The organism is Mesorhizobium sp. 131-3-5 (assembly GCF_016756575.1).
GTDB classification, from domain to species: Bacteria; Pseudomonadota; Alphaproteobacteria; order Rhizobiales; family Rhizobiaceae; genus Mesorhizobium; species Mesorhizobium jarvisii.
On the sequence record NZ_AP023254.1, the window covers coordinates 2,761,756 to 2,783,455 of the forward strand.

Sequence of the window (21,700 nt, forward strand, 5' to 3'; positions counted from 1 at the left end):
ATGCGAGCACATGACCGAGCGGATAGAAGGTGAGGCCAGTCTGCACGCACAAGCGGCGATCGACCCGGCAATGCCAAATGCCGCTGAAACACAATGTCGTCAGTCTTAAGCGCTGGATGGCTGATTCAAGTTCGCAAGTTGTCAGAAAAACTAAAAAAGGGGAATTCAGATGATTACGCGCAGTTTTGTCATTGCTTCCATCATGCTTTCGGTATCCACGTCAGTGTCATTTGCGGGAGGAGAAAATGTTGAAGTCATGCACTACTGGACCAGTGGTAGCGAGGCGGCTGGTCTGGATGTATTGAAGCAGCTGCTGGAGAAGCGCGGCGTCGCCTGGTCTGACTCTCCGGTTGCCGGTGGTACCGGAATGAACATGGTGCAGGTCCTTCGTGCACGCATCGCGTCCGATACCGCGCCGTCCGCCGCGCAGATGCATGCACAGCAGGTACAGGCCTGGGCTGCCGAGGGTGTACTAACCGATCTCAGCGATCTGGCCAAAAAGGAGGACTGGGCCAAGATCATCGCTCCGGAACTGGTGCCGCTAATATCCTATGACGGCAAGACCGTCGCTGTGCCGGTCAATGTCCACCGGTCAAACTGGCTCTGGTACAACAAGAAGGTATTCGACAAGGCCGGCGTCCAGCCGCCGACTACGTGGGACGAATTCAACCAGGTCTCCGAAAAGCTTCTGGCCGCGGGCGTGACGCCACTGGCCCTTGGTGGGCAGCCCTGGCAGGAAGCCGATCTGTTCGAGAACGTCGTGCTTGGCCTCGGCGGCGCCGACTTCTACCGCAAGGCTCTGATCGAGCAGGACGAGGCGTCGATCAAGAGCGATACGATGGTCAAGGTGTTCGACCAGCTTCGGCTCATGAACAAGTTCGTCGACAAGAACTATCCCGGCCGCGACTGGAACCTGGCGACCCAGATGGTGATCAAGGGCGAAGCCGGCATGCAGATCATGGGCGACTGGGCCAAGGGCGAACTGTCGCTCGCCAAGATGGAGCCCAATGTCGACTACGGCTGCTCGCCGGCGCCCGGCACCAAGGGCGACTATGTCTGGCTGACCGACAATTTCGGTTTCTTCACCACCAAGGACGAAAACCGGGTCAAGGGCCAGATGGAGATGGCGTCCGCCATCCTCGACAAGGACTTCCAGGAAGCCTTCAACATCAAGAAGGGCTCGATTCCGTCTCGCGTCGACGTCTCGATGGACAAGTTCGATTTCTGCGGCAAGGCGGCCTATGCCGACCGTGCCGAAGCGCAGAAGACCAACACGTCACTGCCTTCGCTCACGCATAATGCGGCGACGGGCGCGACCAAGACCGGCGTCTTCCTGGACGTGGTCTCGACCTTCTTCGAAACGCCCGGCATGACCTCGCAGCAGGCCATCGACCAGCTCGTAGCTGGGCTGAAGTCGGCCGAGTAAGAGCGGCCCAGCAACACGACGCCCTCGAACCGGTGTTCGGGGGCGCCTCCTCAAGCATTTCGCAGCTCGCGCCGTGATTGCCGGCTCGCCGCACCGCGGGGCCGTATCCGGAGCAGGCAGAGAGGCCAGACCGTGGCGATGAGTTTTCCCGATACCGGCGCTTTGGCCGCATATGGCGGGCACAGGTCCGGCACTCGGCTGTGGCTGGCCAAGAACGCGTCGCAGCTGGCGCTGGCTCCGTCGGTGGTCATCGTTCTAGTAGTCATCTACGGCTTCATGGTCTGGACCGGCGTGATCTCGCTCACCGCGTCCAAAATGCTGCCCAATTACAACTTTGTCGGATTTGACCAGTATGGTCGTCTCTGGTCCAACCCGATCTGGCAGATCGCCGTATCGAACATCTTCATATTCGGCTTTCTGTTCATCGGGTTCTCGACGACAATCGGCCTAGCTCTGGCGATCCTGATCGACCAGAAAATCCGCGCGGAAGGGTTGCTCAGGACTGTCTATCTCTACCCGATGGCGCTGTCCTTCATCGTCACCGGGACGGCGTGGAAATGGATCCTCAATCCAGGTCTCGGGTTGGAGCGCATGCTTCACATATGGGGCTGGGAGAGTTTCAAGTTCGACTGGCTGGTCAACACCGAATATGCCATCTACACCCTCGTCATCGCCGGCGTCTGGCAGTCTTCGGGCTTCGTAATGGCACTGTTTCTGGCGGCGTTGCGGGGCGTCGACGACGACCTTGTCAAGGCCGCAAGGCTGGACGGGGCAGGGGCGACTCAAATCTACCGGCGCATCATCATACCCCAGCTTGGCCCGACCTTCATGACGGTGGGCGTCATCCTGATGCAACAGGCTGTAAAGAGCTTCGATCTCGTCGTCGCCCTGACGTCGGGCGGGCCCGGGAACAGCACAAACCTGCCCGCGACCTTCATGTATACCCAGACCTTCGGGCGTGACCAGATGGCGGTCGGTGCAGCCAGCGCCATCATGATCTTCATGACGGTGACCGCGATCGTCGTTCCCTATCTCTATCTCGATATCAGGAACAACCGCGATGATCGGTGATGGCATCATTCTGCAGCGCGGGCCGTCGCATCATGTCGCCCGCATCTTCATCTACATGTGCCTCATCATCGTCGCCATGGTTTATCTCCTGCCGCTGCTGGTCGTGGTCCTGACCTCTGTCAAGGACCTCGACGACATCCGCAACGGATCGATTCTTTCGCTTCCGCAGCGTGTCACCTTCGAGCCTTGGCGCCAAGCCTGGTCCGAGGCCTGCATAGGGCTGCGCTGCTCCGGTCTCAAGGGTTTCTTCGTCAACTCGATCGTGATGATCGTGCCCGCCGTAACGATTTCCACAGCGGCTGGGGCGATCAACGGCTACGCACTGACGCAGTGGAAATTCCGCGGTGCGGATCTGATCTTCGCTATGCTTCTGTTCGGCGTGTTCATTCCATTCCAGATCATCCTGATCCCGATGGCGCGTACCCTGGGCGCAATCGGGATAGCCAACACCGTGGTAGGACTCATAACCGTCCACGTGGTTTACGGCATCCCGTTTACCACCTTGTTCTTCCGGAATTATTTCCTGTCGCTGCCGTCGGATCTGGTCAAGGCAGCACGGGTAGACGGCGCCGGCTTCTACCAGACCCTTTGGCGCATCATCCTGCCGATTTCGGTGCCCTGTTTCGTCGTGTCGATCATCTGGCAGTTCACCAACATCTGGAACGATTTCATCTTCGGCACGACGTTTACGTCGGGCGACAACGTTCCGGTCACGGTAGCGTTAAACAATGTTGTGAATACGACAACGGGCGTCAAAGCTTACAATGTCGATATGGCCTCTGTAGTCATGACCGCTTTGCCCACTCTGGCGATATACGTGTTCGCTGGCAGATATTTCCTGCGCGGTCTCATGGCCGGCTCGATAAAGGGGTAGGCCGTTCTCTGGCCGGTTCGCAGGGCTGAAGTACGCCCCGGCGCGCGTAAAGCGGATTCTCGTGACGTCGACCGTCTCCTGAAATGCCGCGCAACCCAAGCGCTGGGCGTGACCAACGATATCGTAGCTGCGCCTGGTTTTCGTAGTGCTATCCAACCAGTGGTCACAAGAATTCTGTTTGCCAAACCAGGCCAAAGGGAGTGCGGGATGGTTCCTGGGAAAGATATTCACCGTGGTCACTCATGGACCGTGAAGGCTGCCTCGGTAGCGATAGTGGGCGCCCTAATTTTTGTATCTTGGCCACACATCCTTCTCTTGCTTCTGGAGCAAGGCAGAAACAGGGAGATGTCGGCAATTGCTCAAAAATCGATGGTTTCCCAGCTCTTGAATCAAAAGCCGTAGCGACTGAGACGAAGAATGCGCAGCTTGGAAATTGTCATTGAATCGGAGCCCTGTGAAGCCTGACATGAAATTGCGCGACCTACAGCAATGCCTTTGGTACGAGACAAAAGTGCAAGCGATAGCGATGCGCTTGGTCGACAAATGGGGTTTTGCGAATGCTCAGACGCGTGCACAGGCGGTGGCTCACCGCTGTGCTGGAACGCGCGCGAAGATTGCCAGAGATATTGCTGTGTCGGTAACCGACTGCAACCGCTTGGATATTTACTATCACTGACAAGGGGCTAGCGGCTAGGCACGCACTGCCGGCAAAGTTCTTTCGACTCCTCCAGGCATATATGTGCAGTCGGATGGAATGGCATATCGGAAAGAGAACTCACTGCGCATACTAGTCCTCCTGGTCCGTAGGTTCGCCTGACCATACGAGAGAATACGAAGGAAAAGGCTTGGCGAACCACCCGCTAACGTATTGATTTCCTGTAGAAAACGGTGACCCTCAGCGACTAACTTAATCGTTATTTGCCAATGGGTTACGAAGCGGTTCGCCCAAGTTGACTCAAGAAACTGATCGAGCCACTGGCTGACCGCATTATCTTCTACCGTAGAGGGCAAATTTCGCGGTCGCCCGGAAGCAGACATCTCCGGCGACCGCGCTAGAAGCCGGACACCGGCTCCAGTTGGGCATCGCGCCGAGCTACCGTCCATCAGTAGCTGTCGATGAAACGCGCAGTCTCCCGCGGTGCTTTCGCGCCATGTTCCAGAGGGCCTTCGGCGATTGTATTAGCGTCTGACGACAGCCGTACTTCCCCTGACAATCAGCCTGATGGCCAGCTCCCGTTGTCTGAGATGCAGTCGCTGCGATGGCGACGCCAAGATGTAGTCGGCGGCAATCCGGCCCATGTCGCGCGCGGGCACCTCCAGTGTGGTCAGTTCGGGCGAGGTGAGTTCCGCAATCTCCAGATTGTCGAATCCGACAACCGAGACCTCCTTCGGGACTGCGATGCCTTCGGCGTGGCAGTACTTGATGGCGCCGGCCGCAAGGATATCACTGCCGCAAAATACCGCAGTAGGTCTTCTGACGTCGTCCATTAGCCGCTGCATGCAGGTGCGGCCGTCATCCAGCCTGTACGCTCCCTCGACGACTGGAACCATGCCCTGATCGATGCCTGATCGTTCGAGTTCATTCAAGAAACCGTCGCGGCGGCCTGCCGCGCGATCATTGTCTTGGGTGATGCCGGCGATCATCGCGAATTTGGTGTGGCCGAGGTCGAGCAGGTAACGGGCGGCGGTTCGCCCTGCCTTTTCGTTGTCGAACCCCACGGCCGCACCTGCCTCGGTCGCCTTTGACGTGTAGGTATATACATAGTTGATGCGCTTCTGTTCGAACATGGCCAGAGTGGCTGGTCGGTGCGTTGACCCGACAAGGACTACAGATTCGACCCCGCGCTCGACCAGCAGACGTGCCTGCTCGTATTCATGATCGATGTCGTAGCCCGAGGTGTTGATAATGAGCGAAACGTCTTTTTCGGAAAGACGCGCCTGAAGTCCATCGACCATCGTGGCATAGATAGCGTGGTCCAATGTGGGGATGATCGCGCCGACCAACCTTGTCCGGGTCGACCGCAGCGCCCTGGCGGAACCATTGGGTACATAGCCAAGATCGCGCGCCGCCCGGACAACACGATCCCGCACGACCTCGTTCACGTTGGGATTGCCGTTGAGCACGCGGGAGACGGTAGCCGGCGAACAGTTTGCAAGCCTGGCCACGTCAATCAGCTTTGCGCCGCCATCCTCGATATCCATTGAGCCTCGAATCCGACGGTTTTCGAGAAACCGTTTTCCAGATGACACACTTCTTTTCTGAAGGCTACACCATCTCTCTGTGAGAAACCCTTTCAAATTGGGCTTGACAGCTATGAGAAAAGGCGTGAAAACGATTTCACAATGCGCAACTCATAGCGCAGAACCAAGGGAAGAGAAATGCTCAGCGGCATCAAAGTCGTCAGCTTCTGCCATTTTCTGCAGGGTCCTGCAGGCGCCCAATATCTCGCGGATATGGGAGCGGACGTGGTCAAGGTCGAACCCATCGACGGCGCCCATGAACGCCGCTGGTCGGGTGCGGACGTCTATGTGGAAGGGATCAGCGGCTTCTATCTCTGCGCCAACCGCAACAAGCGCTCCATCGGCATTGATCTGAAGAGCACTGAAGGCAAGCACGTCGCCCGACGTCTGATCGCCGGGGCCGATGTGGTGATGGAGAATTTCCGGCCGGGCGTGTTCACCAAGCTTGGCTTTGACGAGGAAACGCTCCGCGAAATCAACCCCAATCTGATTTTCGCCTCGGCGAGCGGTTTTGGCGCAACAGGCCCGATGGCGACGAAGCCCGGCCAGGATCTTCTCGCCCAGGCGCGCTCCGGTCTGATGAGTGTCACCGGAACCCCGGAACGTGGCCCCACGCCGGTCGGTGCGGCGATCGTCGACCAACATGGCGGGGCACTTCTGGCGATGGGTATTCTGGGTGCATTGGTGCGCCGCTTGCGGGATGGAAAGGGGACTCGTGTCGAGGCAAGCCTGATCAACTCGGCGATCGACCTGCAGGGCGAGGCGCTGGTCAATTACTTCGCCGGCGGCTTCAGCCGAGAGGTGCTCAACCGCGAGGCGAATCTGGCGACGTGGTTCCATGCCGCGCCCTACGGTGTCTATCCTGCCTCCGACGGCCATGTGGTGGTGTCGCTGTGCGATTCTTCCGTGCTGGCCGAAGCGCTCGACAGCGACGGTCTGCGCGAGGTAGTCGGTGTCGACCGCTACGTCGAACGCGACGACTATGCTCGCCGGCTGGCCAGCGCCACCGCCCGCTTTACGGTGGCCGAACTCGCCGAGCGCTTTGACCGCCATGGCATCTGGTGGGCGCCCATCAATTACTATGACGATCTGCTGGCCGACGCGCAGCTCAGCCACGCGCAAGTGTTTCGGCAGGTGAACGTGCGTGGCCGAACGATCCACCTGGTCAACCATCCCAACCGCTACGACGGCGAGGTGCCCGCGCTGCGATACCTCGCTTTGGAGATCGGCGAGCACACGCACGAGATTCTGGACGAGCTTGGCTATGCGGATGACGAGGTTCAGCGCCTGCTGGCGTCAAAGGCAGTGGTCGCTTCGCGTGAAAAGGGTGATCGCATGGCAAGGAAGGCGTCGTGATGCTGGACCAAGCCTCTTCCACCGCAGGCGCCTCCGCGTTGCCTGAAAAGCCGGCATCCCTCAACCGCGGACTTGCCATTGTGACGGGCGGCCGTCGCGGCATCGGGCGGGCCATCTGTTGTGAGCTTGCGCAGGCGGGTTTCGATATCGCTGTCGTCGACATAGTCGACGATGAGAATGCCAGCGAGACCGTCAACCTTGCCCGCACGCACGGACGAAATGCCGCCTTTTATCGCAAGGACATATCCGAGACCTCGGACAATGCGGCGTTCATAGAGCGCATCGAAGCCGATCTGGGGGGAACCACTTGCCTGGTCAACAACGCCGGCGTCCAGGTTTCCGTGCGCGGTGATCTTCTCGATGTTACCGAGGAGAGCTTCGACCGGCTGGTCGGCATCAATTTGCGCGGCACGTTCTTCTTCACCCAGGCGGTAGCGCGCGCGATGATTTCACGGCCGCAAGCCCGGCTCGAACGGTCGGTGGTGACAATCACCTCTGCAAACGCTGGCTTGGTCTCTCCGGAAAAGGGGCCGTACTGCATATCCAAGGCCGGACTGTCGATGGCTTCCCAGCAATTTGCCATTCGTCTGGCGGATGCAGGCATCCGGGTACACGAGATTCGCCCAGGCCTGATCCAGACCGACATGACCGCCGATGTCTACGACAAGTATTCGGGGCAGGTCGAGGCCGGACAACTCTCGGCAATCAGGCGGTGGGGGCAGCCCGAAGACATCGCCCGCGGCGTGGCGACATTGGCCGTCGGTGGCATGCCATTCAGCACCGGGGACATCTACCACATCGGCGGCGGCATGCAGATGCATCGCCTGTGAGCTTTTTTTGAGAAGCCGAGAAAACGATTTCTCGGTTTGGGAGACGACGTGATGAAGGACGCAGTTCTCGAAATGCGCGGCATCCACAAGCGCTTTCCGGGTGTGTATGCGCTGAACAATGTCAGCTTCGCCGTCAGCAGGGGAAGCGTGCACGGCGTCATCGGTGAAAACGGCGCCGGCAAGTCGACATTGATGCGTGTCCTCTCTGGCGCGTTCCTGGCCAACGAGGGTGAAGTGGCCATCGACGGGGATGTGGTGGCTGCGCCGACGCCTGAGCGGATGCTCGAGCTCGGAATCGCGGTCATCTATCAGGAGCTCGCCCAGGCTCCGCATCTCACGGTGGCTGAAAATATCTTTATCGGCCGCCTGCCGAAGACGCGTCTGGGCACGATCGACTGGCGCCGGGCAAAAGCCGCCGCCCAGGATGTACTCGACAGGCTTGGCTTCCGTGTCGATCCGGCAGCGCGCATCGACACAATCAGCGTCGCGCAGCGCCAGATGGTGGAGATCGCCAAGGCGATTGCCCGCGAGGCTCGCATCGTCGTGCTTGATGAGCCGTCCGCTGTTCTGGGCGACGCCGAGCTTGAGCATCTCTTCAAGACGATCAGGCGGCTGAGCAGCGAGCACGGCGTTTCGTTCATCTACATCACCCATCGCCTGAAGGAACTCTATGAGATCTGTGACGAGGTCACCGTGCTGCGGGACGGCCAGGTCGTCGCCTCGATGCCGCTTGGCCAGACGACCACAGCCGATCTCATCAGGCATATGGTCGGGCGCGAACTCAAAGACGTGTTCCCACCGCGCTCGCAGCCCGGCGACGAGATCCGCTTAGACGTACGCAACCTGTCGCGGGCCGGCGTGCTGAAGGATATCTCCTTCAATGTCAGGCGCGGCGAGATTGTCGGCATCTGCGGCCTTGCCGGCGCGGGCCGGACCGAGGTGTTGCGTGCCATCGCCGGCGCCGATGCGCTCGACGGCGGCGAAATCAGGATCGACGGCCAATTGGTCGCCATCGACGGGCCGCGCCGCGCGCTTGCGCACGGCGTCGGCCTGTTGCCGGAGGATCGCAAGACCGAGGGGCTCTTCCTCGACCAGTCGGTCGCATTCAACGTCACCGTTTCCCAAATGGCGTCGTTGACCCGCGGCGGCCTGATCAGTGGCTGGCGCGAGCACGACGCTGTCTCCCGGTTCATCCAGCAGATGCGCATCAAGACGCCGAGCCCCAGCACCAAGGTCCGCACGCTGTCGGGCGGCAATCAGCAGAAATGCGGCATCGCCCGTCAGCTGCATGCGGGGACGGAAATCCTTCTGGTCGACGAACCGACGCGCGGCGTCGACGTGGCAGCCAAGCGCGAAATCTACGACCTGCTCGCCGAATTGACATCCAAGCGCGGCGCAAGCGTCGTGATGGTCTCGTCCGAATTGCCGGAAATCCTTGGCCTCTGCAATCGCATCATCGTCATGCGCGAGGGCGCCATCTCGGCGGTTCTAGAAGGCGAGGACGCAACCGAAGAAACAATCATGGCCCATGCGGTTTGGCAGTGAGGAACGACATGAGCACGCGTAGCTATCAACAATTTATCGGCGGTCGGTTTGTCGATGGTTCGGGTTCCGGTTCGATTGATCGCCGGTCGCCGGCCACAGGTGACGTGGTCGCCCGCTATGCTGATGGCACACCCGAAGATGTCGATCTTGCCGTCGAGGCGGCGCGCATCGCCTTTGAGGATGGGCCGTGGCCGCGTATGAGCGGCATGGAGCGCGCCGAGGTCCTGAACCGTCTTGCCGATCTGATCCGCACCAACCGCGACCGGCTGGTCAGGATTGAGGTCGAGGAGGTCGGCAAGCCAGTTCGTTTTGCGCGTGGCGATATTGATGGTGCCGCCGGCCTGACACGCTATGCAGCTTCGCTGGCCATGCAGATGGCGGGCCTTACCTACACGAACATCGGCGATGGCAAGACGGCGCTGATCAGCCGCGAACCAGTGGGCGTCGTGGCGCTGGTCACGCCATGGAATTTCCCGGCGCTGATCCTGTCGCAGAAAGTCCCGTTCGCGCTCGCCGCCGGCTGCACGGTGGTGCTGAAGCCATCGGAGTTCACGTCAGGCTCAGCGTTCGAGATCGCCGCGCTGGCGAGCGAGGCCGGCGTGCCGGCCGGCGCCTTCAATGTCGTCAGCGGTTATGGCGCCAGCGCCGGCGACCACCTGACGGGGCATGCGGGCATCGACTTCGTTTCCTTCACCGGTTCGACGCGCACCGGCAGCCGTGTCGTCGGCAACACGTCCCGTCATCTGGTCAAATCCTCGGTCGAACTGGGCGGCAAATCGGCCAATATCGTCTTTGCCGATGCGGATCTGGACGCCGCGGCGGACGGCGCGCTGATGGGCGTGTTCTTCAACAATGGCGAGTGCTGCGTTTCGGGGTCACGGCTGTTCGTACAGTCGTCCATCGCTGACGATTTCATCGCCAAGGTGGTGGCGCGCTCCCGCAAGATGAAGGTCGGCGATCCGTTCGACGACGACACGGATGTCGGCGCGCTGATCGACCACAATCATCTGGCCAAGGTGACCGGCTTTGTCAAAAGCGGGATCGAGGAAGGTGCCCAACTGGTACTCGGCGGCGATGTAGCGGCAGGGGCGGTCGGTCATTTTCACGAAGCGACCATTTTCGACCGGGTCGAGCCGCATATGACCATCTTCCGCGAAGAAATCTTTGGCCCGGTGCTCAGCATCACACGGTTCGATACGGTGGATGACGCGGTGCGGTTGGCCAATGACACTGCCTATGGCCTGTCCAACTACATCTGGTCGAAGAATATCGACACGGTCCTGACCGTCGCCAAGCGGTTGAAAAGCGGCTGGGTGCAGGCCAACACAATCATTGACGGCGCCCCGCAGCTGCCGCTCACCGGGGTGAAGGGATCCGGCTTCGGCTACGAGATGGGCCAGGCGGGCTTTGAAGAGTTCACCCAACTCAAGACGCTTCTCATTCAGACCGGGCCGCGCGCTCCGGTGTTTCCGGTCTGAGGCGGGTCATGACCATTCCGCGCCTTATCGTCACCGATGTCGACCGCACCTTGCTGACGCACGACCATGTGCTTCCGCAGAGTGTGGCCGACGCTCTGCACGTGGCACGAGAGGCCGGCATCATGATTGTTCTGGCAACGGCGCGCTCGCCACTCGGGCTAAAGCCCTATGCGGAGAAGCTTGGGATTGCGGGCCTCGCCATCTGCTTCAACGGTGGCTGGATCGGTAATGTCTCGACCGGCGTTGCGCTGTCCGAGCAGCGGATTGGCCGCACCGATGCGCTGCACACCATGGCCACGGCGCAAGCGGCGGGCGTTCGGCCAATGTGGTTTACCGGCCACGCCATTTACGCACTTGCCGAAGACCCGATCATCGTACGCGAAGCCGGCGTGACCGCAGAGCCCTTGATCGTGGCGAAGGCGCTGGAAGACCTGCCGGGGGAACCCGGCAAGATCATGTGTGTCGCCGCGCAGCCCACGGACCGTGAAGCCTTTGGAGCTCTCCGCGTGCAGCTTGCCGGGTGCCTGTCGGTATCGGGATCGCATCCACGTCTGCTCGAGATCGGTCCGCTCGGCATCTCCAAGAAGACCGCCATCGCGACCGTTGCGGCTGACCTCGGAATGGCGGCGCAGGACTGCGCCGCCGCCGGCGACGCCGAGAATGATCTCGAGATGCTGGCCTGGGCCGGAACGGCGGTCACGGTCGAAAACGCGGTCCCGGAAGCCAAGCGGCTCGCGCATTTCGTTGGACCGTCGTGCGACGAGGGCGGGCTGGCCGATGCGGTGGCCTGGCTGCTGCAACGGCAATCGACCCTCGCAATGGCAGACGAAACGGGAGGAAGGAATGGCTGAGATGACAACGGGACAAGGGTTGGCGTCGATCCGGCCGGGGTCGGTGGGTCGGTTGCGAGGCTGGGCGCAAAGCCTTGGCCTGCTCTGGGTCCTGATCGTGTTGTGTGCTTTCGCGGTGTATCTGTCGCCGAGCTTCATCCAGACCGGCAACATGTTGAATGTCGGCCGCCAGGTCGCGCTGTTTGGCATCGTCAGCGTCGGCATGACCTTCGTCATTCTGACACGCGGCATCGATCTCTCCGTCGGTTCCATCGTCGGTGTCGTCGCGGTTGCCACAGCGCTGATGCTCTCATCTGGCGTTCCAATCCCGTTGGCGATGATCGCGGCGCTGGGGATGGGAGCCGTGTTCGGCGCCATCAATGGAGCTGGCGTCGTTTTCTTCGGCATGCCGCCCTTCATAATGACCCTCGGCACGCTGGTGATGGGGCGCGGCATTGCCATGACAATTGCCAACGGCGAGCCGAAGACGCTTGGCGATGCTTCGGATGCTTTCTCCTATCTGGGCAGCGGTTTTCTCTTCGGCATTCCCGTACCGATCTGGATCTTCGTTGCCATCGCCGCCGCGGCTTTCGTGGTCCTGCGACACACCCCGTTCGGTCGCCAGATCTACGCGGTCGGTTCAAACACCGAGGCGGCGCGGCTTGCCGGCATCAACGTGCCGCGCGTGCTGATGTCGGTCTATGCGATCTCAGGAGTGCTGTCGGCGCTGACCGCCCTGGTTTTCGTCTCGCGGCTGACCGTTGGTGAGCCCACCGCTGGTACCAATCTCGAACTCGAGGCCATCTCGATCGTCGTCATCGGCGGCACCAGCCTGTTTGGCGGCGAAGGCGGCGTCATCGGCACCGTGATCGGCGCCGCAATCATCGCTGTCATGGCTAATATATTGAATTTGCTAGGAATATCGCCGTTCACGCAGCAGGTCGTGAAGGGCGCCATCATCATCGCCGCGGTGATGTTCGAGGTCTACCGTCACAAAAGACGGTCCTGACATCCGTGCGCGGCGGCACTTGCCAGACGGCTGACCGTCGCGCTTTGGAGCCTGAAATGAAAAACAATGGAGGAGTGAAGAAATGACCAGTCGCAGACATTTCCTACGCACCACGGCACTTGCCGCAACCCTGGTACTGGGCGCCATGATGCCGGGCGCGGTCCTGGCTCAGGACAAGATCAAGATCGGCTTCAGCCAAGGCACCATGAACCATCCTTGGCGCGTCGCCATGGTGGAGGGCAACAAGAAGTACGCCGCCGAGCATTATCCAGATGTCGACCTCATCGTTACTGACGGCAACAACGATGCTTCCAAGCAGGTGGCAGACGTCGAAAGCCTGATCGCACAAGGCATCAAGGTGCTGATGATCTCGCCGCTGACAGAGCAGGCACTGACCCCGGTCGTCAAGGAAGCAATGGATGCCGGGATCAAGGTTGTGACTCTCGACCGCAAGGTCAACACGCCAGTGACCGTTCATGTCGGCGGCGAGAACCTGCCGCTCGGCGTTGGCGCGGGAGAGTTCCTTGCCAAGAAATTGAATGGCAAGGGCAACATCATCGAGTTGCAGGGGACGGCGGGGGCATCGGCTACCATCGATCGCAACAAGGGGTTTGCGGAAGCAATCGCAAAGCACCCGGACATGAAGGTGGTCGCATCGCAGAACTGTGACTACACCCGCGACAAGGCGGTGAAGTTCATGGAAGACATGGTGCAGCGGTTTGGTCCCGGCCAGATCCAGGCGGTGTACGCGCACAATGACGAGATGGCACTCGGGGCAATCCAGGTGCTGGAGGCCGCCGGCCGGCTCAATGAAGTGGCGGTGGTCGGTATCGACGGCCAGGAGACTGCTTTCGAGGCGGTCAAACAGGGCAAGCTCGCCGCAACCTTCGTTTATCCATTCGTGGCGCCGGAAGGGATCGAGACCGCCTACAAGGTGGCCAAGGGTGAAGAGGTCCCGGAGACGATCACCTTGCCAACGGTTTCAGTGACGCCGGACAATATCGCCGACATGATCGGCAAGGGCTTCTAAGTCCTGCCTGGGCAACGGGACGCCGCACTGGCGCGGCGTCCCGAAATTTCTAATAGGAACTGAATGATGAGCGACAAGAAACCGTTTGCTGCCCATGGCGTCATTCCCGCCTGCCTGATGCCGTTCACCGCCGATCTGGCTGTCGATGAGAGCGCCTACCGCAAGCACCTCGCTGACGTCTCCTCGGTCGAAGGCATTTCCGGCATCACCATCAATGGTCATGCGGCCGAAGTGCACGCGCTCACCATCGACGAGCAATACCGCGCGATCGTGGTAACCAAGGATGTGTTGCAGGATCAGGTTCCGACCATTGTCGGTGTCTATACAAACTCCAGCCTCGAGGCCGCGCACATCGCCGCTTATGCTGAGCGGGAGGGCGCCGACGCGCTGCTGGTTTTCCCGCCGGACTTCATGACGCTCGGTGGGCATCTGCGGCCAGAGATGATCGTCGAGCATCTGAAGCGCATCACCGATGCGTCCAACCTTCCCATCATCCTGTTCCAGTATCCGCTGGTATCGAACCTTGCCTACCCGCTACAGACATTGCTCGACCTCTGCCGTCGTTTTCCCTCGATCGTCGCGATCAAGGACCAGTGCGGCGATGGCAATTTGCATGAACGCCAGATCCGCGAACTGAAAGCGCTCGACCGTCCGGTCAACACCCTCACCACCCACAGCGCCTGGCTACTCGGCTCGCTGGCGCTTGGCTGCGACGGGCTCCTGTCGGGCGCCGGCAGCGTCATCGCCAGCCTTCAGGTTGCGCTGTTCCGCGCCGTGCAGGCGAACGATCTCAAGACTGCCAAGGCGATCAATGACCGCATCTATCCGACGGTACGGGCCTTTTATGACGCGCCGCTTCTCGATATGCACAATCGCATGAAAGAGGCGCTGGTGCTGCTCGGGCGACTGGACGAAGCTCACGTCCGGCCCCCACTGATGAAGCCAGACCCCGCCGAGATCGAGAAGATCCGGGGACTGCTGGCTGCTGCCGGATTGAGCGCGGAGACGCTTTACAGGAAGGTCGCCTAATCGATGATGGACCGCCTCGTTCAGGCAGTGGAACCGGCGCCCGGCATCCGACTGCTGACGCTCAACCGGCCGGACAAGCTGAACGCGTTGTCCAAAGCGCTGCTGGCCGAATTGAGCCACCTGCTTGCTGGCTATGACGCCGACAAGGAGGTCGGGTGCGTGGTGCTGACGGGTGCCGGTCGCGCCTTCGCGGCTGGCGCCGACATTTCTGACATGCTGGAACGCGGCGTCGCCTCCTATACCGATCCGGAGCGCCTGGCATGCTGGCGCGCCATTGAGGGCTTCTCCAAGCCGATTATCGCCGCCGTGAATGGCTATGCGCTGGGCGGCGGGCTGGAGCTTGCGCTGCTGTGCGACATCATCATTGCCTCTCAGGCAGCTCAATTCGCGACGCCTGAAATCAAGATCGGCTCGTTCCCCGGCGATGGCGGCACACAGCGTCTGCCGCGCCTCGTTGGCAAATCCTTTGCCATGCAGATGGTCCTGACCGGCGACATGGTTGATGCGACGCTCGCCGAGCGCAAAGGACTGGTCAGCGAAGTCGTGGCGGCCGACAGGCTCCTGCCACGGGCGCTGGAGATCGCCACTGCGATCGCCGCCAGGTCGGTTGCGATCACGCCCTATGCCAAGAAGGCCGTTCTGGCGGCATTCGAAACCGAACTGCAAAGCGGACTCGAGATCGAGCACCGGCTGACCGTCGAGGCATTCGGCAAGGAGGACCGGATTGAAGGGCTGCGAGCCTTTGCCGAGAAACGGGCGCCGGTCTTCAGGGGCAAATAGGACTGAGGAGCAAGGTCCGCGGCCGGATTTCGTCGCGCGACGGGACGACGCCTTCGGGCGCAAGTGGAGGCAGAATATGTGGGATTACATCATTGTCGGCGCGGGCTCGGCCGGTTGCGTGCTGGCAAACCGCCTGTCGGAGGATCCTGACGTCAAGGTCCTGCTGCTGGAGGCTGGCAGCCGGGATTGGAATCCGATGATCCATATTCCTGGCGGCATCGGCAAGCTGTTCGGGTCGGGCGTCAACTGGCGGTTCCACACGGTGCCGCAGAAGAACCTCGACAACCGCTCCATCTGGTATCCGCAAGGCAAGACCCTTGGCGGCTCAAGCTCGATCAACGCGATGATCTACATCCGATGCCAAAAGGAGGACTACGACAATTGGGCAGCACTCGGAAACGACGGTTGGGCTTATGAGGATGTCTTGCCCTATTTCCGTAAATCCGAGGACAATGATCGGCTCGCCAATCGCTATCACGGGCAGGGCGGTCCGCTCGCAGTTTCGGATCAGGTCGGTCCGCACCCATTGACCCGGGCCTTTGTCCGTGCCGTGCAACAATATGGCCTGCCGTTCAATCCCGACTTCAACGGCGACACTATGTATGGCGCCGGCTTCTACCAGGTCACCTGTCGCGATGGCCGCCGCCGCTCGTCCGCCGTCTCCTATCTGCATCCCGTCAGCGGGAGGCCCAATTTGACAGTCAGGACCCATGCCCGGGTCACAAGGATCGTTGTCGAGAACGGCCGCGCCGTCGGCGTTGAACTTTCCGAGGGCAAATCGCGGAAACTGCTGCGGGCCGAAAGCGAGGTGATCGTATCGGCAGGGGCCATAAACTCGCCGCGCCTGCTGATGCTGTCCGGCATCGGTCCGGCCGACGAGTTGAAAGCTCTCGGGATCGCTCCGGTCGCCGATCTCACCGGTGTCGGTCGGAACCTCCAGGACCATCTCTGCACCAATGTCCATCTGACGCTCAAGGATCCGATCAGCTATGACGGCCAGGATCGCTATCCCAAGGCGCTCCTGCACGGCATTCGCTGGTTGCTCTATCGCAACGGCCCTGCCGCCTCGGTCATCGTCGAGGGTGGCGGCTTCTTCCAGAGCGAGGGAGCGAAGCGGCCCGACCTTCAGATTCACATCGCGCCAGCGATGGTGGTGCGCGGCGGCCAGACGCGGCTCGACGGGCATGGTTTTACCATCAACTCGACATTCCTTCGGCCACGTAGCATCGGCTCGGTGAAGCTGCGCTCGTCGAACCCCGCCGACGAGCCGCTGGTCGACCCCAACTATCTATCTGATCCCTACGATCGCGGCATGGCACTGAAATCGGTTCGCATCATCCGCGACGTGCTGGCGCAAAGTGAAATCGCCAAATTCGTCAAGGTCGAACGGCTGCCTGGGCCGGCTGCGAAAACCGACGAGGAACTGATGGCCTACATCAGGCAATATGCCTGCTGCGACTATCACCCTGTTGGCACCTGCAAGATGGGTGTCGACGAGACCGCAGTCGTCGATCCCGAACTGCGTGTGCGCGGACTCGACGGTTTGCGGGTGATCGACTCTTCGATCATGCCAGTCCTGATCAGTGGCAACACCAATGGGCCAACGATGATGATCGGCGAAAAGGGCGCCGATCTGGTCAAGGGGGTCCGGTCTGCACATGCCCGCCACGTGATCGCAGCAGTAGCGTAAGTCTTCGGAGACCAGGCCGATGCAATTTCTTGTTTTGTCTCGCCGTCGAACGGACCAATTCAGCGACGCCGATTTCGAACGCCTAGTGGCCAGCGAGGGTGCACAAGCTCGCCATCTCTATAGCATCGGCTTCACGCGCCAGATCTGGCATCGCGGCGACATGCCCGGCGCTTGCCAGGTCGTTGAGGCAAAGGATGAGGGTGAAGTTCACGAGACGCTGGCGACGCTGCCGCTGGCGAGGGCAGGGATGCTCGATTTCGAAATCGTCCCGCTTAAGCCCTATGCCGGTTTCAGTCTGCCGTAAGGTCTGCTGTTGTCGCCGAGTGTACAACGCCGCCTATGGCGCGAAGCGTCCTGGCTCGGACAACCGACAGTAACTTAGTACGGCTAATATTGCGTCGCTGGCGGAATGCGCCTCTCGGGCCAGTCCTTTCCGGAAGCGGACCGTCTGCTTCCGGCCCAGTTCGGACTTCAACTCACTATTCCCGATAGCCGCTCCCTGATCCGCGCCTATTGCTCGACCGATCCAGAACTCCTGATCAGCCGGTCGCCGCGCTGAGCAAATAGCCTAGGCTCCGGGCACCGTCCGAATTCGACCGGAAACTACTCCATCGCCGATGGCTTTCAAAGTTCATGGTAGGCTTTCAAACTGTTCCAGCGTCGCAATCGATTGCTCGGCCGCAGCGGCGGCTATGGAACAAGAATTAATAGGGTTGCGTTCGTTCACCGTTATCTCTCGACCCTGCCCAGAGAACCGACAGCGGCGCTGTATCACCGCCTAGGGTGGCAGGTGGTGCACGGCAATTCGGACTATCGCAAATTAATTGCGGACTTATGATTATATATGGTCCGGTTCGGCAAGGGTATCTTCGCGTCATTAGACACGAAAGGAGATCGCCATGAAAACCGCGCTTATCACTGGAACCTCGTCGGGCTACGGCCTCGAAACCGCCAGGCTTTTTCACGCCAAGGGCTGGAATGTCGTCGCCGCCATGCGCACGCCGCGTGAGGATGTCCTACCCAAATCCGACCGCATCCGGATTATCCCGCTCGACGTTACCAATGCGGACAGCATCAAGGCAGCGGTCGAAGCGGCAGGCCCGATCGACGTGCTGGTCAACAATGCCGGCATCGGCATGTTCGGCGCCTTCGAGGCGACGTCGATGGACACGGCCCGCCAGGTCTTTGAGACCAATACGTTCGGTGTCATGGCCATGACCCAAGCGGTGATTCCCCGGTTCCGCGCCCGCGGTTCGGGCACCCTCATCAACGTCACCTCCAGCGCCGTGCTGGTCCCGATGCCGCTGGTCGCCATCTACACGGCCAGCAAGACGGCCATCGACGGCTTCACCGCGTCGCTCGCTAACGAACTCAATCACTTCGGTATCCGCGTGAAGATGGTTCAGCCGGGTTACGGGCCGACGACGGCGTTCTCCCGCGATGCGGGTTCCTATGTCGAGCGCTTCATTCCCGAAGCCTATGCCGGCTACGCCAGCGAGATCTTCGCAGAGATGACCCGGCCGATGGCACACACGGTGCCTGAAGACGTCGCCGAGGTTGTCTGGCAGGTCGCACACGACGACTCCGCGACGATCAGCTTTCCCGCCGGGCCCGATGCGGTGGCGATGAGCCAAGCGCGCCATGCGGCCGCTGCCTAGTTCCGTCGCCATATCTGCCGCACCCGGTGAATTTGCCGTCAGGTGCGGCAGAGGCTCTTCGCACGATACCCGCAGGATCATAGTCGCCGTCGCCGGGTGGCCGCAGCCTTCTTGGGCTCTCGGCCTGGGGGGTAACGCAGCTGCTGTTCTTCCCTGTCGCTCACCAAGGAGCGAATTCCGCGGAACACCAGCGTGATGGCTTCGTCGCGTCCGATATCGTCGGCGACCGCCTTGCGCAGCCAAAGCCCATCGATCAGCGCGGCAATGATAAGGCTCGCTTCGTGCAGGCGCGCCGCATCGAACATCCCGTCAAACACTGAAGCCAGATTGGAGCGCAGCCGCCGGTGGAACAGCTGCTGGAGCCGGGCATATTGCTCGTTCACGCCGGCTTCCGCGCAAACCGACATCCAGGCGCTGGCGATGGCGCGGGTAAAAGCCTGGCTGGGAAAGTTCCCCTCGACGATCGCTTCCAGCCGCGCCCAATTGGTCGGCGCCGCGCTGAGCCGCGCGATGACGTCTTCCATCAGCAGGCGGTTGTTGTAGCGCACCATGCCGAACAGGACTTCGTCCTTGCCCTTGAAATAATAGGCAAGAATGCCGGGCGACATGCCGGCTTCGCGGCATATGCGGGCCGAGGTCATGCCTTGCAATCCATGCTCGAGGAACACGCGATGCGCGGCCGCGATCAGCTCGATGCGCCGGATGTCTTCGATTCTGGTTCGCTTGCCTTGAGTCGCCATTTCCCTTTTTAGCAAATAAGATTTTTGTATGCTCGTACAAGATTCTGTATTGACATATAGCGCCGAGGCCATAGCGTTGGCGGGCAGTCGTCTCATCAAGAAAACGGGGAACCAAAAATGCGTACGACAGTCATTCTTGCCTTGCTTTCAGGGTTGATCGCATCGCCCGCCATGGCCGCCGATGCGGCGCAGTGCCAGAAGGTCCGCATGGCGGATTTGGGCTGGACCGACATCGCACTCACCAACACCACCGCCGAGGTGATCCTCGACGCCTTGGGCTATGACGCCTCGCAGACCTTGCTCGGCCTTGGCGTCGCCTATTCGGCGCTGAAGGAAAACGACATGGATGTGTTCCTGGGCAACTGGCGACCGGTGCAGGACGAGGAATACAAATCCTATTTCGACGAGGGATCGGTCGAAGTGCTCGGCGTCAATCTGGAAGGCGCCAAATACACGCTCGCCGTCCCGCAGTATGTCGCTGACCAGGGCATCAAAAGCTTTGACGATCTCGCAGCCCATGCCGACAAGTTCGGCAGCAAGATCTATGGCATCGAGGCAGGCTCGAACAAACCGTTGCTCGACATGGTGGCGGCCAACCGGCACGGGCTGGGCAACTGGCAGATCATCGAGTCCAGTGAGGCGGCAATGCTGACGCAGGTCGCAAACTCGGTGGCCGACAAGGGCTGGGTAGTGTTCCTCGGCTGGGAACCGCATCCGATGAACCTCGACTACAAGATCACCTATCTTTCCGGTGGCGACGTCGAGTTCGGACCGAATTTCGGCGGTGCCACCGTGCGCACCATCGCCCGCAAGGGCTTTTCGACAGAGTGCTCCAACGCAGCCAAGCTGTTCGCCAATCTGGCCTTCGATCTCACCTATGAAAACTACGGCATGCGCATGATCCTGGGGGAGGGGAAATCCGCCGACGAAGCCGCCCGCGAGATGATCAAGCGCAATCCGGACAAGCTCGCGAAATGGCTGGACGGCGTCTCGACCTTCGACGGTCAGCCAGGCTTGCCGGCCGTGAAAAGCGCGCTGGGTCTGTAGATGAGCCACAGCATGCTGGCCGCCGTGCTGGAGATGCCATGTGAGCCGCTGCGCATAATGAATGTGCCGCGGCCGGAACCGGGTCGCGGTGAAATACTGGTTCGCCTCGAGGCGAGCGGCATTTGCCATACCGACGTGCATGTTTGGCAAGGGCATCTGCGGCCGGCGTCGGGCCAGCTTCCAACTGTCCTCGGCCATGAGGGCGTGGGCAGGGTGGTGCAGTTGGGCACTGGCGTCACGAACTGGCGCCATGGCGAGCGCGCCGGCGTCGCCTGGCTTCACGATACCTGCGGCCGCTGCGACGAATGCCGTTCCGAAATGGAATCCTTCTGCCAACACCAGCGTGCGCACGGCTTTGATGTTGCAGGCACCTTTGCCGAATATGTCGTTGCCGATGCACGCTTTGCTGCGCGACTGCCGGATGAGGGCGATGCGGCGGTGCTGGCGCCACTGATGTGCGCTGGCTTGACCGCTTTTGGCGCCGTGCAAAGGGCAGGGGTCAAAGCCGGAGAGATTTGCGCCGTTTTCGGCTGTGGTGGCTTGGGCCTTTATGCGATCCAGATCGCCCGGCGGCTCGGCGCAAGGGTTGTCGCCGTTGATACGGACGAGGCCAAGCTCCAGCTCGCAACCTCGCTTGGCGCCGAGCATACGCTACTTTCCTCGCCTGGTCTGGCCGACAGCTGGCCGGCGAACCTGCGTGCCCATGTCTGCATCAATTTTGCGCCGACGCCAGCAACCTGGGGCGCGATGATCGCGGCAATCCGCCCGCGAGGCAGGATCGTCGCGGCGGCGATGGTGTCGCAAACGGTGCCCCTCAGCCAGGAGTGGCTTACAGCCACCGGCGTCTGGATAACGGGGACAAGCGTGGGAACGCGCGCGCAGATGCACGAACTGATGCAACTGCATCAGGCGCAACCTCTCGATACACAAATAGAGCGCGTCGCGCTTGCGGAGGTGAGCAGCGCGCTGGACCGGTTGAAAGCGGGAAACGCCGAAGGACGACTGGCGATTGTCTTTGGACCGCATCTGCCATAGCGGGAAAAATCGCGGCGACCTGGGTGAACTG

The 21,700-nt window shown here is 60.9% G+C and carries 20 protein-coding genes; 18 read left to right on the forward strand and 2 right to left on the reverse strand.

Annotation, left to right across the window (positions count from 1 at the left end; all coding sequences use genetic code 11):
* Nucleotides 1-256: 256 nt before the first annotated feature.
* The 4 genes from JG747_RS13470 to JG747_RS13485 all read left to right on the forward strand — a co-directional run bounded on the left by JG747_RS13470 (nt 257) and on the right by JG747_RS13485 (nt 4,047).
* Entirely contained in the window at nt 257-1,426 is a 1,170-nt protein-coding gene (locus JG747_RS13470) for an ABC transporter substrate-binding protein (RefSeq protein WP_202361958.1), read from the forward strand.
* A gap of 132 nt (nt 1,427-1,558) precedes the next feature.
* Nucleotides 1,559-2,497 (forward strand): carbohydrate ABC transporter permease, encoded by a 939-nt coding sequence (locus JG747_RS13475; protein WP_244748388.1) that lies wholly within the window; start codon nt 1,559-1,561, stop codon nt 2,495-2,497.
* On the forward strand, nt 2,487-3,371 hold the full coding sequence (locus tag JG747_RS13480) for a carbohydrate ABC transporter permease (protein ID WP_202361959.1): 885 nt from the start codon (nt 2,487-2,489) through the stop codon (nt 3,369-3,371). The genes JG747_RS13475 and JG747_RS13480 overlap by 11 nt, the downstream gene beginning before the upstream one ends.
* 466 nt (nt 3,372-3,837) lie before the next feature.
* Nucleotides 3,838-4,047 carry a hypothetical protein gene (locus tag JG747_RS13485; RefSeq protein WP_202361960.1) on the forward strand — a complete coding sequence of 70 codons (210 nt, stop codon included), beginning with the start codon at nt 3,838-3,840 and terminating at the stop codon, nt 4,045-4,047.
* Between the two features lie 503 nt (nt 4,048-4,550).
* On the opposite strand, the gene JG747_RS13490 is transcribed toward JG747_RS13485, so the two are convergent.
* Entirely contained in the window at nt 4,551-5,573 is a 1,023-nt protein-coding gene (locus JG747_RS13490; RefSeq protein WP_006205605.1) for a LacI family DNA-binding transcriptional regulator, read from the reverse strand.
* Nucleotides 5,574-5,750: 177 nt separating this feature from the next.
* On the opposite strand from JG747_RS13490, the gene JG747_RS13495 reads away from it, so the two are divergent.
* The 12 genes from JG747_RS13495 (at nt 5,751) to JG747_RS13550 (ending at nt 18,847) form a co-directional block, all read left to right on the forward strand.
* Nucleotides 5,751-6,968: a CaiB/BaiF CoA transferase family protein gene (locus tag JG747_RS13495; RefSeq protein ID WP_202361961.1), complete on the forward strand. Its 1,218-nt coding sequence runs from the start codon at nt 5,751-5,753 to the stop codon at nt 6,966-6,968.
* Nucleotides 6,968-7,798, forward strand: a complete 831-nt coding sequence (locus JG747_RS13500; RefSeq protein WP_202361962.1) for a 3-ketoacyl-ACP reductase — start codon at nt 6,968-6,970, stop codon at nt 7,796-7,798. The genes JG747_RS13495 and JG747_RS13500 overlap by 1 nt, the downstream gene beginning before the upstream one ends.
* Before the next feature lie 51 nt (nt 7,799-7,849).
* A complete protein-coding gene (locus JG747_RS13505) occupies nt 7,850-9,343 on the forward strand; it encodes a sugar ABC transporter ATP-binding protein (protein ID WP_202361963.1) in 1,494 nt (497 codons plus the stop codon).
* An 8-nt stretch (nt 9,344-9,351) separates the two neighbouring features.
* Nucleotides 9,352-10,821 carry an aldehyde dehydrogenase family protein gene (locus JG747_RS13510; protein ID WP_202361964.1) on the forward strand — a complete coding sequence of 490 codons (1,470 nt, stop codon included), beginning with the start codon at nt 9,352-9,354 and terminating at the stop codon, nt 10,819-10,821.
* Between the two features lie 8 nt (nt 10,822-10,829).
* Complete coding sequence (locus tag JG747_RS13515; RefSeq protein ID WP_202361965.1) at nt 10,830-11,672, forward strand: Cof-type HAD-IIB family hydrolase; 843 nt, start codon at nt 10,830-10,832, stop codon at nt 11,670-11,672.
* Complete coding sequence (locus JG747_RS13520) at nt 11,665-12,660, forward strand: ABC transporter permease (RefSeq protein ID WP_202361966.1); 996 nt, start codon at nt 11,665-11,667, stop codon at nt 12,658-12,660. The genes JG747_RS13515 and JG747_RS13520 overlap by 8 nt, the downstream gene beginning before the upstream one ends.
* 82 nt (nt 12,661-12,742) lie before the next feature.
* Nucleotides 12,743-13,690 carry a substrate-binding domain-containing protein gene (locus JG747_RS13525; protein ID WP_010909835.1) on the forward strand — a complete coding sequence of 316 codons (948 nt, stop codon included), beginning with the start codon at nt 12,743-12,745 and terminating at the stop codon, nt 13,688-13,690.
* Between the two features lie 66 nt (nt 13,691-13,756).
* A complete protein-coding gene (locus JG747_RS13530) occupies nt 13,757-14,719 on the forward strand; it encodes a dihydrodipicolinate synthase family protein (RefSeq protein WP_244748389.1) in 963 nt (320 codons plus the stop codon).
* 3 nt (nt 14,720-14,722) lie between these two features.
* Nucleotides 14,723-15,499 carry an enoyl-CoA hydratase-related protein gene (locus JG747_RS13535; protein WP_202361968.1) on the forward strand — a complete coding sequence of 259 codons (777 nt, stop codon included), beginning with the start codon at nt 14,723-14,725 and terminating at the stop codon, nt 15,497-15,499.
* 76 nt (nt 15,500-15,575) lie between these two features.
* Entirely contained in the window at nt 15,576-17,189 is a 1,614-nt protein-coding gene (locus tag JG747_RS13540) for a GMC family oxidoreductase (RefSeq protein ID WP_202361969.1), read from the forward strand.
* Nucleotides 17,190-17,208: 19 nt separating this feature from the next.
* Entirely contained in the window at nt 17,209-17,493 is a 285-nt protein-coding gene (locus JG747_RS13545; protein WP_202361970.1) for a muconolactone Delta-isomerase family protein, read from the forward strand.
* A 595-nt stretch (nt 17,494-18,088) separates the two neighbouring features.
* On the forward strand, nt 18,089-18,847 hold the full coding sequence (locus JG747_RS13550; protein ID WP_202361971.1) for an SDR family oxidoreductase: 759 nt from the start codon (nt 18,089-18,091) through the stop codon (nt 18,845-18,847).
* 77 nt (nt 18,848-18,924) lie between these two features.
* Here the strand turns inward: JG747_RS13550 and betI are convergent, their stop codons facing one another.
* Nucleotides 18,925-19,683, reverse strand: coding sequence for a transcriptional regulator BetI (gene betI / locus JG747_RS13555; RefSeq protein ID WP_202361972.1), 759 nt, complete (start codon nt 19,681-19,683; stop codon nt 18,925-18,927).
* Nucleotides 19,684-19,704: 21 nt separating this feature from the next.
* On the opposite strand from betI, the gene choX reads away from it, so the two are divergent.
* Nucleotides 19,705-20,634: a choline ABC transporter substrate-binding protein gene (gene choX / locus JG747_RS13560; RefSeq protein WP_202361973.1), complete on the forward strand. Its 930-nt coding sequence runs from the start codon at nt 19,705-19,707 to the stop codon at nt 20,632-20,634.
* On the forward strand, nt 20,635-21,669 hold the full coding sequence (locus JG747_RS13565) for an alcohol dehydrogenase catalytic domain-containing protein (protein WP_202361974.1): 1,035 nt from the start codon (nt 20,635-20,637) through the stop codon (nt 21,667-21,669).
* The last annotated feature ends 31 nt before the right edge of the window (nt 21,670-21,700 follow it).